Here is a 15,472-nt window from a genome sequence, read left to right as displayed (position 1 = left end):
CATGGGTGTCGAGTGATAAAACCGATAGCAGGGTAAAACAGTGCGTCTTGAACCACTGTGATAGAATAATCGCTGTTTTTTTTAGATGTGGTGAGGGGAAATGACTCAGGTTTTTAATTTTAGCGCCGGTCCAGCCATGCTGCCGGTTGAAGTATTACGTCGGGCTGAACAGGAACTGTGCAATTGGCATGGACTGGGTACATCGGTAATGGAAATCAGCCATCGCAGTAAAGAATTTATGCAGGTTGCCGCCGAGTCCGAGCAGGATCTGCGCGATTTACTGAAAATCCCTTCCAATTATAAAGTGCTTTTCTGTCACGGCGGCGCCCGCGCGCAGTTCGCAGCGGTACCGCTCAATCTGTTGGGCGATAAAACGCAGGCCGATTATATCGACGGCGGTTACTGGGCGCACAGCGCCGTTAAAGAAGCGGAAAAATACTGTACCCCGAATGTCGTGGATGTGAAAACGCGGGTGGACGGTTTACGCAGCGTAAAACCGATGAGCGAGTGGGTGCTGTCGGATGATTCCGCTTTTGTTCACTATTGCCCTAACGAAACCATTGACGGCCTGGCGATCGAAGAAGAGCCTGATTTCGGCGATAAAGTCGTGGTGGCCGACTTCTCTTCCAGTATTTTATCCCGTCCCATTGATGTCAGCCGCTATGGCGTGATCTATGCAGGCGCGCAGAAGAACGTGGGTCCGGCAGGGCTAACGCTGGTGATTGTCCGTGACGATTTACTGGGTAAAGCGCGCCGTGAGTTGCCCTCTATCCTTGATTATCAGATTCTGGCCGACAATGGTTCCATGTTTAACACGCCGCCGACCTTTGCCTGGTATCTGTCCGGCATGGTGTTTAAATGGCTGAAAGAACAGGGCGGCCTGGTTGAAATGGAAAAACGCAATCAGGACAAGGCAGACCTGCTTTATCGTGCGATTGATAACAGCAGCTTCTATAGCAATGATGTGGCCGTGACAAGCCGCTCCCGCATGAATGTGCCTTTCCTGCTGGCTAACGCCGAGCTGGACAAAGTCTTCCTTGAAGAAGCGCAGGCGGCCGGTCTGCACGCGTTGAAAGGACACCGTGCCGTCGGTGGGATGCGCGCATCTATCTATAACGCCATGCCGCTGGAAGGCGTTAAAGCGTTGACCGACTTTATGGCGGATTTCGAGCGCCGCCACGGCTGATGGCTGGCGGTAAAAAAGCGGTTATTGGCAATTGATACAGAAACCCCGGTATAACCGGGGTTTCTCAGACTGTTGACAAAGCCTATAATATGACATTGTCATCCTCCGCTACACGCAGTCATTCCCGCGGTAGTAGGCGGGAATCGCCTACTGAAACCGTAAACCTCCATTGGCTGATTCCCGCTTTCGCGGGAATGACGGGTTTGGAAAGGTTTGTCATCAACCACAGAAACCCCGGTATAACCGGGGTTTCTGTGTTCACGTTTGGAGAATAAGTTTCACATGCAGGAATCCCTGACCCTACAGCCGGTTAAATTAATTAACGGCACGATTAATCTCCCCGGTTCAAAAAGCGTGTCGAATCGTGCGCTTTTGCTGGCAGCCTTGTCTGAAGGGACAACGCGGCTGACGAATCTGCTCGATAGCGATGATGTCCGCCATATGCTGAATGCGCTCCAGACCTTGGGCGTGACTTATCACCTTTCCGCCAGCCGCACCCAGTGTGAAATCATTGGGTTAGGAGGCGCGTTGCGCGCGCAGAAACCGCTTGAACTGTTTCTGGGCAATGCCGGCACGGCCATGCGCCCGCTGGCTGCGGCGTTATGCCTGACCGAGGGCGATATTATTCTGACGGGAGAACCCCGGATGAAGGAGCGTCCGATCGGCCATCTGGTTGATTCCCTGCGTCAGGGCGGCGCGAAAGTGGATTACCTGGAGCAGGAAAATTATCCGCCTTTGCGCCTGCACGGCGGCTTTCAGGGCGGTGAAATCAGCGTTGACGGCAGCGTTTCCAGCCAGTTTTTGACCGCGTTATTGATGGCGGCGCCGTTGGCTCCTCAGGATAGCCATATTCGCATTCAGGGCGATTTGGTCTCCAAACCTTATATCGATATCACGCTGAACATGATGGAAACGTTTGGTGTGCAAGTGCGCAACGACAATTACCAGCAGTTCTACGTCTCCGGTCGTCAGCAATACCGTTCCCCCGGCGATTATCTGGTGGAAGGCGATGCCTCTTCCGCATCTTATTTCCTGGCGGCGGGAGCCATCAGAGGGGGGACGATCCGTGTCACCGGCGTAGGGCGCGCCAGCGTTCAGGGCGATATCCGCTTTGCCGACGTGTTGGAAAAAATGGGCGCCAGGATCCGCTGGGGCGATGATTATATCGAATGTCAGCGCGGCGAACTGCACGCGATTGATATGGATATGAACCATATTCCCGACGCCGCCATGACGATTGCGACGACGGCGCTGTTTGCGCAAGGCGGAACCACCACGTTGCGCAATATTTATAACTGGCGGGTAAAAGAGACCGATCGTCTTACCGCGATGGCCGCCGAGCTGCGAAAAGTCGGCGCGCAGGTCGAGGAGGGGGAAGACTATATTCGTATCACGCCGCCCGCTCATCTGACGTCCGCTGCCATTGAAACCTATAACGACCACCGTATGGCGATGTGTTTTTCGCTGGTCGCGTTATCGGACACGCCCGTTACGATCCTGGATCCAAAGTGTACCGCCAAAACCTTCCCTGATTATTTTGAACAGCTTGCCCGACTGAGCGAATTGGCCTAGTCATGCGTCATCAAGGCGCGGCGTTCGCCGCGTCTCTGCTTGCCAAAATCCGTTCTCGCCTATCAGGCGATGTCTTATTTTTCCTTTTCAGTCCGGCATTAACATGACGTTTCTTATCGTTGATGCGTATAATGAGGCATCGTAATGTCGTGAATGACATCAACGGAATTCCTTGTGTACAGGAGAGAGAAATGACGGTGACTGCACCGGTAATTACGGTTGACGGACCGAGTGGCGCGGGAAAAGGGACGTTGTGTAAGGCGCTGGCGGAAGCACTACAATGGAATTTGCTGGACTCCGGGGCGATCTACCGTGTTCTGGCTCTGGCGGCCTTGCACCATCAGGTGGATATTCAATCGGAAGAAGCGCTGGTTCCTTTGGCCTCCCACCTGGACGTGCGTTTTATTTCCGACGACGGGCAGCTAAAGGTGATTTTAGAAGGCGAGGACGTCAGTAACGAGATCCGCACCGAAGACGTCGGCAATACCGCCTCGCAGGCAGCGGCTTTCCCCCGCGTTCGTGAAGCGTTATTGCGGCGGCAGCGCGCATTTCGTGAAGCGCCGGGACTGATCGCCGACGGCCGTGATATGGGAACGGTGGTGTTCCCTGATGCGCCGGTAAAGATTTTCCTCGACGCCAGCGCGGAGGAACGCGCGCAGCGACGTATGCTACAGTTGCAAGCGCGAGGTTTTAGTGTTAACTTTGAACGTCTTTTGTCTGAGATAAAAGAACGCGATGAACGCGATCGTAATCGACCCGTTGCACCGCTGGTGCCGGCAGCTGACGCGCTGGTGCTGGATTCAACGGAAATGACGATTGATGAAGTGATTGCCCGAGCGCTGGCATATGCCCGTAAAGCGCTCGCTTAGTCATATATAAACCAATGAATTTTTACCTCGCTGTAAGGACGAACAGCGGGGCATGTTAAACAACCCCATCGAGCAGGATGCCAGATGGACGTTAAATTGAAGACTCCTAAGATTATCAACATGACAGAATCTTTTGCTCAACTCTTTGAAGAATCCCTGAAAGAAATCGAAACCCGTCCTGGTTCCATCGTTCGTGGTGTTGTTGTTGCTATTGATAAAGATGTTGTGCTGGTTGACGCCGGTTTGAAATCTGAATCAGCTATTCCGGTAGAGCAATTTAAAAATGCCCAGGGCGAACTGGAAATCCAGGTCGGCGATGAAGTAGACGTAGCGCTGGACGCTGTTGAAGACGGCTTCGGCGAAACCCTGCTGTCTCGTGAAAAAGCTAAACGTCATGAAGCATGGCTGATGCTGGAAAAAGCTTACGAAGAAGCTGCGACTGTTACCGGCGTTATCAACGGTAAGGTTAAAGGCGGCTTCACCGTTGAGCTGAACGGCATTCGCGCGTTCCTGCCAGGTTCTCTGGTAGACGTTCGTCCGGTCCGCGATACGCTGCATCTGGAAGGCAAAGAGCTTGAGTTCAAAGTGATCAAGCTGGATCAGAAACGCAACAACGTTGTGGTTTCCCGCCGTGCGGTTATCGAATCCGAAAACAGCGCTGAACGCGATCAATTGCTGGAAAACCTGCAAGAAGGCATGGAAGTCAAAGGTATCGTCAAGAACCTTACCGACTACGGTGCATTCGTTGATCTGGGCGGCGTCGACGGCCTGCTGCATATCACTGATATGGCTTGGAAACGTGTTAAACATCCGAGCGAAATCGTCAATGTGGGCGACGAAATCACTGTTAAAGTGCTGAAATTCGACCGCGAACGTACGCGTGTTTCCCTGGGCCTGAAACAACTGGGCGAAGATCCATGGGTTGCTATCGCGAAACGTTATCCGGAAAGCACTCGTCTGACTGGCCGCGTAACCAATCTGACCGACTACGGCTGCTTCGTTGAAATCGAAGAAGGCGTTGAAGGTCTGGTACACGTTTCAGAAATGGATTGGACCAACAAAAACATCCATCCGTCCAAAGTTGTCAACGTTGGCGACGTAGTGGAAGTTATGGTTCTGGATATCGACGAAGAACGTCGTCGTATCTCCCTGGGTCTGAAACAATGCAAAGCCAATCCGTGGCAGCAATTTGCTGAAACCCACAACAAAGGCGACCGCGTTGAAGGCAAGATCAAATCCATCACTGATTTCGGTATCTTCATCGGTCTGGATGGCGGCATCGACGGTCTGGTTCACCTGTCCGACATCTCCTGGAACGTGGCTGGCGAAGAAGCCGTGCGCGAATACAAGAAAGGTGATGAAATCGCCGCTGTTGTATTGCAGGTTGACGCAGAACGCGAACGTATCTCCCTGGGCGTGAAGCAACTGGCTGAAGACCCGTTCAATAACTACCTGTCTCTGAACAAGAAAGGTGCTATTGTTACTGGTAAAGTTACGGCAGTTGACGCCAAAGGTGCTACAGTTGAATTAGCTGACGGCGTCGAAGGTTATCTGCGCGCTTCTGAAGCTTCTCGCGACCGCATTGAAGATGCAACGCTGGTATTGAACGTTGGCGACAGCGTTGAAGCGAAATACACCGGTGTTGATCGTAAAAACCGCGTTGTCAGCCTGTCCGTTCGTGCCAAGGACGAAGCCGACGAGAAAGACGCTATCGCTTCTGTTAACAACAAGCAGGAAGAAGGTAACTTCTCCAGCGCTATGGCTGAAGCTTTCAAAGCAGCGAAAGGCGAGTAATAACGGTGGAGTGGGCAACCCCGGTTGCTCACTCTTGAAACGGTAGTAAGTTATCGTGGCGATTTCCCACGCACTTGGAGGAACCATGACCAAGTCTGAACTTATTGAAAGACTTGCTGGACAGCAATCTCATATCCCGGCCAAAACGGTTGAGGATGCAGTGAAAGAGATGCTTGAGCAGATGGCCACAACATTGGCCGAAGGTGATCGCATTGAGATCCGTGGGTTCGGCAGTTTTTCACTTCACTACCGTGCACCACGCGTTGGGCGTAATCCGAAAACGGGCGAGAAAGTTGAGTTGGAAGGCAAGTATGTCCCTCACTTCAAGCCGGGTAAGGAATTGCGTGACCGCGCCAATATCTACGGTTGATTCAGCCTTTAGGGTTACCGTAGTTTTGCCTGCAAGATGATTGATAAAATGGCACCTGAAAAGGTGCCATTTTTTATGTCTATTGCGAGTACCCGCTTATGCGAAAAGCGTCGGTATCAAGACGCTGGCGGCGCGCTTAACCACTCGACGGCGAACATCCCCGCGGCGCTGACGGCATCAATGGCTACGCAGCCTATTTCTTTCCTGATACGCGGCGCCAGCGCGATAGTCGATAGCCCGGTGCAGGAAAAGGCGATCACTTTTGCGCCGTCGCGGTAGAGTTGTTGCGCACAGGCAAATGCGCTTTCTTTGCCTTCCGGGGTAAGCAAATCGGTCGTTTGCGTCACGCCATCCGGTCGCGCATAAGCGACATCTTCTCCCAACAGCCGGCGAAAGGGCGCGGGCGCCTGACTGCCGATGCCGATAACCGCGACGGGCAAGCCAATATTGGCGGCGATGCGGGCGCAGGCGCTGCCTGCGGCGATCACCGGTATTGCGACGGACTGACGAAGCTGTTCCAACCCCGGATCGGCGGCGCAGCTCAGAAAGATGGCACGGCATCCTTGCTGCTGATAAGACTGGCCGAGCGCAATGATCTTGGGAACCGCGACGGTCTCGCTGTCGCGATCGAAAATACCGTGGTATTGATCGGGAATGCAGCGGCTTATGGATGGCAAACCATATTCCTGCTGTAAAAGGCGTCCGTGCTCTTCAAGCAGCGACCGATCCTGCGTAGTGAGTACGCGAATAATGCCGAGCGTCATGATGGTCTCTCCTGAGAAGCGTAAGCATCTGAATTTATGATAACCGGATCTCGCCGCAATCCAGCGTTTCCGGCGCTTGCTGCGCCCTGAACAAGGTGGCCGGGTGGGGGCCGTCCAGACGGATTCGTTTATCGTCAACCGTCAGCCAGTCTCCTTCGGGCAGGCCCACGATGGTGATATCGGGCTGCGCTATTAGCAGCTCGGCTAAGCGCTGATTGCGCGTTTCGCCCTGATGTCCGACAGGGAGTTGATTGGTGTAATGCGGATTGATCTGAAAATCGATCAGGCGCAGCGCATCAAATCCTTGCGGGTCGGTAATGGGCATGTCGTTGGTGGTGCAGATGGTCGGGCAGGCGAGGTTGGCTCCTGCGCTCCAGCCGATATAGGCCGCTCCCTGTTGAACGCGCTGACGGATTGCCGTCAGCAACCCGCGTTCGCGGCAACATTTCAGCAGATTAAAGGTATTTCCGCCGCCGACGATGATGATATCGGCATTGATTACGGCCTGGCGAGGATCTGCCGCGGTGTGAATCGGTGTGATGGCGATATCGATGGCGGATAGCGCCTGGCGCACTTTTTTCGTGTAGTCGTCCCAGCTTATCGTCACGCCGGCAAAAGGAATAAACAGCGCGTGCTTGCGCGTCTTAACCGCGGCGCGGATCGCATCCTGCGCATGTTGCAGATAGCCTTGCCCCGGCAGGCTTGAATTACTGAGCAGTAATAGTTGCATTCGATATTTCCCGTCTTGATTAAATTAGCCCGGCGACCAGGCGGGCGATAAGCGCATTGGCGAGCAATACCGGCAAGCCGGCGGCCTCGGCCACCAGCGTCCGGTGCCGCTCGGTATACCCCATACAATCCATAATGATGACGTCTGCCTGCCGCTCTTTTAACGAAAGCGCCGCCCGCACCAATTCATCCTGACTACCGTTATAGGGCGATACCGCCGCGTAAACGGGCGGATGTTGCATATCGCGCCATTTTTTCCCTTCGCTGACTATCTGTTTTTCCAACGGCACGAGGATGCCGGCCCGGCGTTGGCCGATAAGCGTCGCGGCGACGGGCGGCACCAGCCTGTCCGGTTCAATCAGCCAGGCCTGCCGGCAACTGAGGCCGTGAAACTCGCCGGTGCAAAGCAAGAGGATCAGCGTGCAGCCCTGTTGCTCCAGTTCGAGCAGCTTCTGTCGCACCGCCTGATCTACGGCGTTTTTACCCAGAATAACGGCGCTGCCATCCAGCAGCCGACTGGTCAATAGCGCCTCATCCGGTTGCGGCGCGAATTGCCGCTCAATGGCCGCCTGATCTAAACCGTCCAGCACTCCGGCATGGATACAGCGGGTTCCGGCCGGCAGAAGCGACGTCAGTATGGGCGTAATATCGGCGCGAGGAGCCTGACCAATCGTTAAGGTACCGAGCAGAGGCATCGTCATCTCCTTTATTGGCGTTTTTGCAAATGGGCCAGCGAGCCATAGAGTTCGATCAGACGATCATATTCCGCCTGGTCGAAGAACTGGCAGGTATTGCGGGTAAATTCCTTGGCGACCTCCACCACGAATTTCGCCGTCGCCGCGATATCGACCTCATGGCTGGCGCCGGTTCCGCAACCGGGGACGGCGCTTTCTGTGGTGATGGCCACGCCGACCACCGGCGCGCAGGTGGCGATGGACGGTTGAAGGATGCTGTTCAGATGAAATACGCCGTTGCCGTAAGGCGTAATATCCTGTGTGGTGATCGGGAAGGTGACCGGCGCTCTGCCGCTGGTCATTTCCATAATGCGCAGTAAATCTTCGGAGATGCGCAGAATGTAACCCTGTTTCACCGTGGGAGAAATGGCATATCCCTTATGATTGATAATACGGTTGCCTTTGGTGGTATCAATAGACAGCACCGCGTCCATTTCCGGTATCACTTCCTGCGCGTTCATGTCTTCGGTATCTACCGGCGAGTCCATGAAGTCTACCGGTTCGTGCGGGCGGGTCGGCGCGTCGGGACAGATATGCGTGGTGATAATCACATCGCCCGGCAGCGTATCGCCTTGCGTTTGCATATGGGCCAGTTTTAATGCGGCGGCAATCGCCGCGACGGCGCCATCGCCGTCGGACACCAGACCGATGCGTTCGGGACGCGCGCCGATACCGCCTAATCGGCCCACAATGCCGATTGTGCGGGCTTGACCGCCTTTGCGCTTGCCGTCGCTGCCGGGGATCACGATTTTAACGAAATCCGTTTTCCCTTTTTCCCCTTTGAACTCCGTAACGCTGACGTTGACGGCCGGGTAGGCGGACAGCAGTTCAACGACGGTTTTTCCGCTGGCGGCGGCGCTATCAAGGGCTTCGAATGCCTGTAACGTTTGTAAAAGACTCATCTTACTCTCTCATTTAATTAGTTATACAACGTATAGAGGGTTATGGTTATTTCCCGCTGATTTTGCTGGAAAAAATGGAACTGAAGAAATTAAATATCGCGTCTCCGGCAATCAAACCGGCGGCGAAAACCTCCATCCGGTTACGCATTTTTTCTCCGCCGATCTTGATAATCAGTAAGCGTAGCGCAATCCCCAGCAGTACGGCCCAGCCGGCCAGCGGGTTGGCGATCAGCAGCCCGGTAGCCAGCAGCACGCCCAACTGGCGCCGGGAGCCTCCCAGCCATTGAATCAGCGCGCCCGGCACCGCCCAGATCATCAGCGAGGCGGCGATATCCCTGGACACGCCGGCCTGAATGGTCGCCACATACACCTTGGCGACAGGCGGAACCAAATTATTCTGGAAGTAGCTTTGATAGGAGAAGTAGACCACCGGAATGGCGACAAGGAAGGCAATCAGCGCGGCAAACAGCTGCTGACGACGGCCTTCCAATTCAAAGGCGGCATCCGCGCCGTTGTTGCGCAGGATGAAGCCGGCTTTCAGGTCGTAACCCATATCGGCGAAGGCCGGGCCGGTGGCGACGGAAAAAGCGCACAGAACGGCGAGTCCCACCAGCGGGAAGCCGATCATCATGCCGATGATCAGCGTAATCAGCGCCACGGCGAAGGCCGGGAACCAGCCGGAATGCATCGCCGCCAGTCCGACAATCAGCTCATGAATAAAGGCGGCAAAGGCGGCGTAGGCAATGAACGCCGCCAGCATGCCCACCGACATTTCGCTGTACAGTCCGCTGCCTGCCGCAATCAGCATCGCCAGGACAATATAACCAATCGCGCCCAAACGGATGGCGCTCAGAATGTGCCGGCGGTCGTCATTGGCGGCTTTGAGCGCGTCGGCTGATAAGGTGGTCTGGGTGTTTTTCCGGCCGCGAATCAGCGCGATAACCTGAAAAAGCGCGACAATACCGGCGCCGATCATCATGCCGTGAGGAATGTAATTTTTATTAATATCGACGCCCAAAATAGGCTGGCTATAGCCACGCAACAGCAAGCCGACGCCAAACATCGTCAGCGCCCAGATATTGCCGATAAAAGCCGTACCCAGTGCGGACATCGGTAATTTAAACCAGGAACCGATGGCGCCAATGGTCACGCCGGCGCTGAGAATAGCGGCCTGACTGCCGCCCTGATCGCCGGCCTTGATCGATTCTGCCGCCGCCACGCCGGGCGGCCAGGTGCCGCTAGCCGGAAATATCGACGTATTAAACATGCGGTAAAGCAGGTAGGCGTCCAGCAGCATGGCCAGCGCGACGCCGATAAACACCGGAAGCACCAGGTCGGGTCTGCCGAACAGCCAGATCACGCCGATCGGCAGCAACAGGCTATTGGCCGCGCCAAAGGTCGCGGATGAGATCGCAGACTGAGCCAGATTCTGAACGTGAATCGAACGGAAGCGGCGCAACAGCTGTAGCGGAATTCGGGCAATGATCATGGCTATCAACGCGCCGATAATCGAGGTATTGGGGGTCACCCCCAGCGTGGTCAATAGCTGAATGCCGATGACCGCGCCAAACAGACTCAAAATAACGAGAAACACCAACGTCAGTGGATTAAAACAGCTGTGATGTCGTTGTTTCTCTTTCCCCTGCTGCTGGTGGAGGGATGAATGATCTGACATGGAATATCGCTCCTAAGGTTTAAATAACCCGCTTTTATCGCGGGCTTACTGTAGCCAGTACGGATCGCCATATTTTTTACCAATCAACATGGCCGCATTGGTTAACTGTTTGGCTAGCTGTTGTATTTCCTGCACATTCGCCATGCTGGCCGGAAACGTCAGGCAAAATGCGATGGCTTCGCCGCTTTGCGGATTTTTTACCGAGCAACTGATCGAGGCGGTGCCGGAGACGGCTTCGTTAATCGCGGAAGACCAGCGCTGTTGCTTCACCGTCTGGAGCTGTTCCTGAAGACGATCGAAAGGGATCTGCTCTTTACTTTCCGGCGCCAGCGTTTCCGCAAAATAGGCCTGTAGCTGCGGGTCGCTGTAGCGGGAAAGCAGCGAGCGCCCGGTGGATGTCGCCCACGAAGGAGAGCGGGTGCCGGGATGGGTAATAACCTGCAATGCGTGGCGACCGGGAATAACCCGCAAGACCAGAATATCCGCCCCGTCCAATACCGAAAGGTAGCCGGTATGGCCGGTCGAAAGACACAACGCGCGCAGCGCCTGTTCGATATCGTCCGTCAGGGAGGAGGTGCGATGGGCCAGATAGGCCACTTCCAGCAGCATTAATCCAGGGCTATAGGTCGAGCTGTGTGAGTCCTTGCTCAAAAAGCCGGTTTCACACAGCTGCTTCAGCACTCTGGAGGTCGTGCTTTTAGGCAGTTGTAAATGCGTAATCACATCACTGGCGGTAATGCCGCGTTTGAGTTGACTCATTAAGTTCAGGATGGCGGCGGTGGTATTTAATATGCTCATAACGGGTCTCATAAAATGGAACCGAGTTCCTTTTTATAGAACCAAGCAGGTTTTATGCCACGATTTTGGTTTGCGTGATTATTGTTTGATTGCTAATGAAAAACGGTATTCCGGGGGCGGTCAGCTTGTCTGTTCGGCTGAAAAATCTCATTCGATATGCGCACCAATAGAGTGCCACGCCCTGTTTTGGGCGCTTATCTGCACTGGTATGGCGCAAGTCGGGAGGGGAAAATGAACAAGGGCTATCGGGGCTGGGGAATAGGGCACTCTGCTGACAGAGCGCCCGCAAGAGGGTTATTGGTGGCGTTCGCGCAAACGATTAATGATGGTCGCCAACGAGAGATCCTGATCCTGCAATAACACCAACAGGTGGTACATCAGATCGGCGGCTTCATTGGTCAATTCTTCGCGGTCGTGGACGGTCGCCGCCAGCGCGGTTTCCAGTCCTTCTTCACCGACCTTCTGGGCAATGCGTTTCGTGCCGCTGGCATACAAACGCGCGGTATAAGAACTGGCCGGATCGGCGCTTTTGCGTTCGCCCAGCAGTTGTTCCAGCTCATACAGGAACAGCCATTCGCTGGCCGCCGGGGAGAAGCAGCTGTTCTTGCCCAGGTGACAGGTCGGGCCGATGGGGTTGGCCAAAATAAGCAGGGTGTCGTTATCGCAATCCGGCGTGATAGACACGACGTTGAGGAAGTTGCCGGAGGTCTCTCCCTTGGTCCATAAACGCTGTTTGGTGCGAGAGAAAAACGTCACTTTGCCGCTGTCTTCGGTCGCTTTCAGCGCTTCCTGATTCATATAACCCAACATCAGGACTTCGCCGGAAACAGCATGTTGCACAACCACGGGCATCAGTCCGTCGGTTTTTTCCCAGTCCAGTTGGTTTCTTTGTTCGTCGTTTAAAATACGCTGTTCGCTTAACACACCCGAATCTCCACGCCTTGTTGCTTAAGATAGTGTTTTAGTTCACCAATATTAATGATCTGCTTATGAAAAACCGACGCTGCGAGCGCACCATCAACCTGAGCATCCTGGAAGGCAGCCAGGAAATGCGCCATGGTGCCAGCGCCGCCGGAAGCAATCAGTGGAACCTTGCATACTTCCCGAACCAGCTTTAACTGATCTAAATCATAACCGTTGCGTACGCCGTCCTGATTCATCATGTTCAGAACGATCTCTCCGGCGCCGCGTTTTTGTACTTCTTTTACCCAGTCCAGGGTTTCCCAGGTCGTGACTTTGGTGCGGGTTTCATCGCCGGTGTATTGATTAACCTGATAGCGGCCGGTCGCCGCGTCATGCCAGGTATCAATCCCTACCACGATGCACTGTACGCCGTAACGATCGGCCAGACGGCTAATCAAATCAGGATCGGCCAGCGCCGGCGAGTTGATGGAAATTTTATCCGCGCCGAAAGACAGAATCTGTCCGGCCTCTTCCACGCTTTTTATGCCACCGGCCACGCAGAAGGGGATGTCGATGACTTCCGCCACGCGCGATACCCAGCTTTTATCGACCACGCGGCCGTCGGATGAGGCGGTGATATCGTAAAAGACCAGTTCATCCGCGCCTTCCTGGGCGTAGCGCTGCGCCAGCGGAACGATGTCGCCGATAATTTCATGGTTGCGGAACTGTACACCTTTGACGACCTGTCCGTCACGTACATCCAGACAGGGAATTATCCGTTTTGCCAGCATGAAATGGCCTCCGCTACGTTAAATTTACCTTCCAGCAGCGCGCGTCCGACGATCACGCCCTGTACGCCGCTACCGCGCAAGTTGGCGATATCCGTCAGATTGCCGATGCCGCCGGAGGCCTGAAAGGCGACCTGCGGGTAGCGCTGGCAGACTTCACGGTAGAGTTCGACATTCGAGCCGCTTAACGTGCCGTCCCGCGAGATATCGGTACACAGCACGTGCTTCAGACCAAACGGCAGGTATTGCTCGACGGTCTGTTCCAGCGTGGCCTCCGAGTTTTCCTGCCAGCCGCTGATGGCGACCTGTTTGACGCCGTCGGCATCGATGCGCACGTCCAGCGCCAACACCAGCGCGTCGGCGCCATAGCGGGTAAACCATTGTTGTACCCGTTCCGGCTGTTTGACGGCCGTGGAGCCAATGACCACGCGCGTTGCGCCGGCGTCCAGCAGCGCCTCCACATCTTGCTCGGTGCGGATGCCGCCGCCGACCTGAACCGGCCGGCTTACGCCGGACAGCAGCGTTTTCAGCAGCGGAATCTGACGCGCGGCGGGATCTTTCGCGCCGGTCAGATCAACCAAATGCAATACCTGAGCGCCCTGCTGCTGGTAATCCTGCAACCGGGGCAGGGGATCGCTGCCGTACTGGCGCTGTTGTCCATAATCGCCCTGATGCAAACGGACAACCTGTCCGTCAATCAGATCCAATGCGGGAATAATCATGACGATTTACATCTCCAGAAAGTTTTTCAGCAACTGCGCGCCGGCCGCGCCAGAACGTTCGGGGTGAAACTGCACGCCGAAGAAATTGTCTTTTTCCACGGCGGCGGTGAACGCTTCGCCATAGTTTGCCTGCGCAATCGTGTTCGGACAGACCGGCATGGCGTAGCTATGGACGAAATAGAAGTAAGCGTCGTCTTCAATGTCGCGAAACAGGCGGTGTCCGGCTTGCGGCAGCACCTGATTCCAGCCCATATGCGGCAGCGGCAAACCCTGCTCTTTCATTAGTTTGACCGGGGTATCGACAATCCCCAACGTCGGGACGCCGCCGTTTTCGTCACTGGACGTTCCCAGCAGTTGCATGCCGAGGCAGATGCCCAGCACCGGTTGGGTGCAGGCTTTAATCAAATCGATCAGGTCGCGTTCGGCCAACTGATCCATCGCCGCCTGCGCCGTGCCGACGCCGGGTAAAAACAGCTTATCGGCGTGCAGTACGACGTCGGCCTCCCGGCTGACGATCGGCTGATAGCCTAAACGCTGGACGGCATAGTTGACGGAGGAGAGGTTGGCGCAGCCGGTATCCAGAATGACAACCTTCATCACAGTACTCCTTTTGAACTCGGCAGCGTATCGCCCTCAACTTTGATCGCCTGCCGCAGCGCCCGGCCAAAGACTTTAAACAGACTCTCGACGCGATGGTGGTCGTTACGGCCTTTGGTTTTCAGGTGCAGGGTACAAGCCATGGCATAGGAGAGCGAGCGGAAGAAGTGTTCAACCATTTCGGTGCTCAGATCGCCCACGCGTTGATAGTTGAACTCAGCCTTATATTCCAGATGCGGCCGACCGGAGATATCCAGCGCGCAGCGCGCCAGACACTCATCCATCGGCAGCACGAAGCCGAAACGACCGATGCCGCGTTTATCGCCCAACGCTTTGCTTAGCGCTTCTCCCAGCGCCAGCGCGGTATCTTCCACCGTATGGTGATCGTCGATATACAGGTCGCCTTTGACTTCAATGTTCATGCGAAACCCGCCGTGGGTGGCGATTTGGTCCAGCATGTGATCGAAAAAGCCGACGCCGGTATTGATTTTGCTGCCGCCTTCCTGATCCAGCCAGACGTCGACATCAATGGCGGTTTCACGCGTGATGCGGCTGACATGGGCGTGGCGGTTGCGTTTCGTCAACTGGCTGGTGATGGTATTCCAGTTCAAACCTTCACGCTGATAGCGCAACCCGGTAATGCCCATGTTTTGGGCCAGTTGCAGATCCGTTTCCCGATCGCCGATCACATAGCTGTTTTCAGCATCGATAATGCCGGCTTGCAGATATTCCGTAACCAGCGCCGTTTTCGGTTTACGGCATTCGCAGTCGTCGGTCGGGAAGTGCGGACAGATCAGCACTTTTTCAAAGCGAACGCCTTGCGAAGTGAAAATCTGCATCATCAGATTATGCGGCGGATCGAAGGTTTCCTGTGGGAAACTGGCCGTGCCGAGTCCATCCTGATTGGTGATCATCACCAGTCGGAACCCCGCTTTTTGCAACGCCAGCAGGGACGGAATGACCTCCGGTTCAAACGCCAGCTTATCCAGGCGATCAACCTGAAAATCTTCAGGCGGCTCGGCAATCAATGTTCCGTCACGGTCGATAAAGAGGTATTTCTGGCTCACAT

At 55.1% G+C, this 15,472-nt stretch carries 16 protein-coding genes; 5 read left to right on the top strand and 11 right to left on the bottom strand.

Annotation, left to right across the window (positions count from 1 at the left end; all coding sequences use genetic code 11):
• The first annotated feature begins 100 nt into the window (after positions 1-100).
• From serC to ihfB, 5 genes are all read left to right on the top strand, one after another.
• Positions 101-1,186 (top strand): 3-phosphoserine/phosphohydroxythreonine transaminase, encoded by a 1,086-nt coding sequence (serC, locus tag ABRZ26_RS03110; protein ID WP_319602767.1) that lies wholly within the window; start codon positions 101-103, stop codon positions 1,184-1,186.
• A 282-nt stretch (positions 1,187-1,468) separates the two neighbouring features.
• Positions 1,469-2,758: a 3-phosphoshikimate 1-carboxyvinyltransferase gene (aroA, locus tag ABRZ26_RS03105; protein WP_319602766.1), complete on the top strand. Its 1,290-nt coding sequence runs from the start codon at positions 1,469-1,471 to the stop codon at positions 2,756-2,758.
• Between the two features lie 191 nt (positions 2,759-2,949).
• Positions 2,950-3,627 (top strand): (d)CMP kinase, encoded by a 678-nt coding sequence (gene cmk, locus ABRZ26_RS03100; RefSeq protein WP_319602765.1) that lies wholly within the window; start codon positions 2,950-2,952, stop codon positions 3,625-3,627.
• Between the two features lie 120 nt (positions 3,628-3,747).
• A complete protein-coding gene (gene rpsA / locus ABRZ26_RS03095) occupies positions 3,748-5,421 on the top strand; it encodes a 30S ribosomal protein S1 (protein ID WP_319602941.1) in 1,674 nt (557 codons plus the stop codon).
• A gap of 85 nt (positions 5,422-5,506) precedes the next feature.
• A complete protein-coding gene (gene ihfB / locus ABRZ26_RS03090; RefSeq protein ID WP_009113215.1) occupies positions 5,507-5,791 on the top strand; it encodes an integration host factor subunit beta in 285 nt (94 codons plus the stop codon).
• Positions 5,792-5,907: 116 nt separating this feature from the next.
• Here ihfB and ABRZ26_RS03085 read toward each other — a convergent pair whose 3' ends face one another.
• From ABRZ26_RS03085 to hisB, 11 genes are all read right to left on the bottom strand, one after another.
• Complete coding sequence (locus tag ABRZ26_RS03085) at positions 5,908-6,555, bottom strand: aspartate/glutamate racemase family protein (RefSeq protein ID WP_319602764.1); 648 nt, start codon at positions 6,553-6,555, stop codon at positions 5,908-5,910.
• A 34-nt stretch (positions 6,556-6,589) separates the two neighbouring features.
• Positions 6,590-7,285, bottom strand: a complete 696-nt coding sequence (gene pepE / locus ABRZ26_RS03080) for a dipeptidase PepE (RefSeq protein ID WP_319602763.1) — start codon at positions 7,283-7,285, stop codon at positions 6,590-6,592.
• Between the two features lie 19 nt (positions 7,286-7,304).
• Positions 7,305-7,979 (bottom strand): AroM family protein, encoded by a 675-nt coding sequence (locus ABRZ26_RS03075; protein ID WP_319602762.1) that lies wholly within the window; start codon positions 7,977-7,979, stop codon positions 7,305-7,307.
• Between the two features lie 11 nt (positions 7,980-7,990).
• Positions 7,991-8,920, bottom strand: coding sequence for a DUF1177 domain-containing protein (locus tag ABRZ26_RS03070; protein WP_319602761.1), 930 nt, complete (start codon positions 8,918-8,920; stop codon positions 7,991-7,993).
• A gap of 46 nt (positions 8,921-8,966) precedes the next feature.
• Entirely contained in the window at positions 8,967-10,595 is a 1,629-nt protein-coding gene (locus ABRZ26_RS03065) for an OPT/YSL family transporter (RefSeq protein ID WP_319602760.1), read from the bottom strand.
• A gap of 45 nt (positions 10,596-10,640) precedes the next feature.
• Positions 10,641-11,393, bottom strand: a complete 753-nt coding sequence (locus tag ABRZ26_RS03060) for an IclR family transcriptional regulator (RefSeq protein WP_319602759.1) — start codon at positions 11,391-11,393, stop codon at positions 10,641-10,643.
• Positions 11,394-11,687: 294 nt separating this feature from the next.
• Entirely contained in the window at positions 11,688-12,299 is a 612-nt protein-coding gene (gene hisIE / locus ABRZ26_RS03055; protein WP_319602940.1) for a bifunctional phosphoribosyl-AMP cyclohydrolase/phosphoribosyl-ATP diphosphatase HisIE, read from the bottom strand.
• A gap of 11 nt (positions 12,300-12,310) precedes the next feature.
• The gene (hisF, locus tag ABRZ26_RS03050) at positions 12,311-13,087 is read right to left on the bottom strand and encodes an imidazole glycerol phosphate synthase subunit HisF (protein WP_319602758.1); all 777 of its coding nucleotides are present in this window, start codon (positions 13,085-13,087) and stop codon (positions 12,311-12,313) included.
• Entirely contained in the window at positions 13,069-13,806 is a 738-nt protein-coding gene (gene hisA, locus ABRZ26_RS03045) for a 1-(5-phosphoribosyl)-5-[(5-phosphoribosylamino)methylideneamino]imidazole-4-carboxamide isomerase (RefSeq protein ID WP_319602757.1), read from the bottom strand. The genes hisF and hisA overlap by 19 nt, the downstream gene beginning before the upstream one ends.
• A gap of 6 nt (positions 13,807-13,812) precedes the next feature.
• Positions 13,813-14,403: an imidazole glycerol phosphate synthase subunit HisH gene (hisH, locus tag ABRZ26_RS03040; RefSeq protein WP_319602756.1), complete on the bottom strand. Its 591-nt coding sequence runs from the start codon at positions 14,401-14,403 to the stop codon at positions 13,813-13,815.
• Positions 14,403-15,470 (bottom strand): bifunctional histidinol-phosphatase/imidazoleglycerol-phosphate dehydratase HisB, encoded by a 1,068-nt coding sequence (gene hisB, locus ABRZ26_RS03035; RefSeq protein ID WP_319602755.1) that lies wholly within the window; start codon positions 15,468-15,470, stop codon positions 14,403-14,405. Before hisB ends, hisH begins: the two co-directional genes overlap by 1 nt.
• Positions 15,471-15,472: the final 2 nt, after the last annotated feature.

This window comes from Brenneria sp. L4-2C (assembly GCF_040240335.1).
Classification (GTDB): Bacteria; Pseudomonadota; Gammaproteobacteria; order Enterobacterales; family Enterobacteriaceae; genus Brenneria.
Note: the sequence above shows the minus strand (reverse complement) of the source record. Positions and strands in the feature narration are given on the sequence as shown.

What these genes read in the sequence shown, in the direction of transcription:
- serC (WP_319602767.1), top strand. Translation starts at nt 101, where the DNA reads ATGACTCAGGTTTTTAATTTTAGCGCCGGTCCAGCCATGCTGCCGGTT.
- aroA (WP_319602766.1), top strand. Translation starts at nt 1,469, where the DNA reads ATGCAGGAATCCCTGACCCTACAGCCGGTTAAATTAATTAACGGCACG.
- cmk (WP_319602765.1), top strand. Translation starts at nt 2,950, where the DNA reads ATGACGGTGACTGCACCGGTAATTACGGTTGACGGACCGAGTGGCGCG.
- rpsA (WP_319602941.1), top strand. Translation starts at nt 3,748, where the DNA reads ATGACAGAATCTTTTGCTCAACTCTTTGAAGAATCCCTGAAAGAAATC.
- ihfB (WP_009113215.1), top strand. Translation starts at nt 5,507, where the DNA reads ATGACCAAGTCTGAACTTATTGAAAGACTTGCTGGACAGCAATCTCAT.
- ABRZ26_RS03085 (WP_319602764.1), bottom strand. Translation starts at nt 6,555, where the DNA reads ATGACGCTCGGCATTATTCGCGTACTCACTACGCAGGATCGGTCGCTG.
- pepE (WP_319602763.1), bottom strand. Translation starts at nt 7,285, where the DNA reads ATGCAACTATTACTGCTCAGTAATTCAAGCCTGCCGGGGCAAGGCTAT.
- ABRZ26_RS03075 (WP_319602762.1), bottom strand. Translation starts at nt 7,979, where the DNA reads ATGCCTCTGCTCGGTACCTTAACGATTGGTCAGGCTCCTCGCGCCGAT.
- ABRZ26_RS03070 (WP_319602761.1), bottom strand. Translation starts at nt 8,920, where the DNA reads ATGAGTCTTTTACAAACGTTACAGGCATTCGAAGCCCTTGATAGCGCC.
- ABRZ26_RS03065 (WP_319602760.1), bottom strand. Translation starts at nt 10,595, where the DNA reads ATGTCAGATCATTCATCCCTCCACCAGCAGCAGGGGAAAGAGAAACAA.
- ABRZ26_RS03060 (WP_319602759.1), bottom strand. Translation starts at nt 11,393, where the DNA reads ATGAGCATATTAAATACCACCGCCGCCATCCTGAACTTAATGAGTCAA.
- hisF (WP_319602758.1), bottom strand. Translation starts at nt 13,087, where the DNA reads ATGCTGGCAAAACGGATAATTCCCTGTCTGGATGTACGTGACGGACAG.
- hisA (WP_319602757.1), bottom strand. Translation starts at nt 13,806, where the DNA reads ATGATTATTCCCGCATTGGATCTGATTGACGGACAGGTTGTCCGTTTG.
- hisH (WP_319602756.1), bottom strand. Translation starts at nt 14,403, where the DNA reads ATGAAGGTTGTCATTCTGGATACCGGCTGCGCCAACCTCTCCTCCGTC.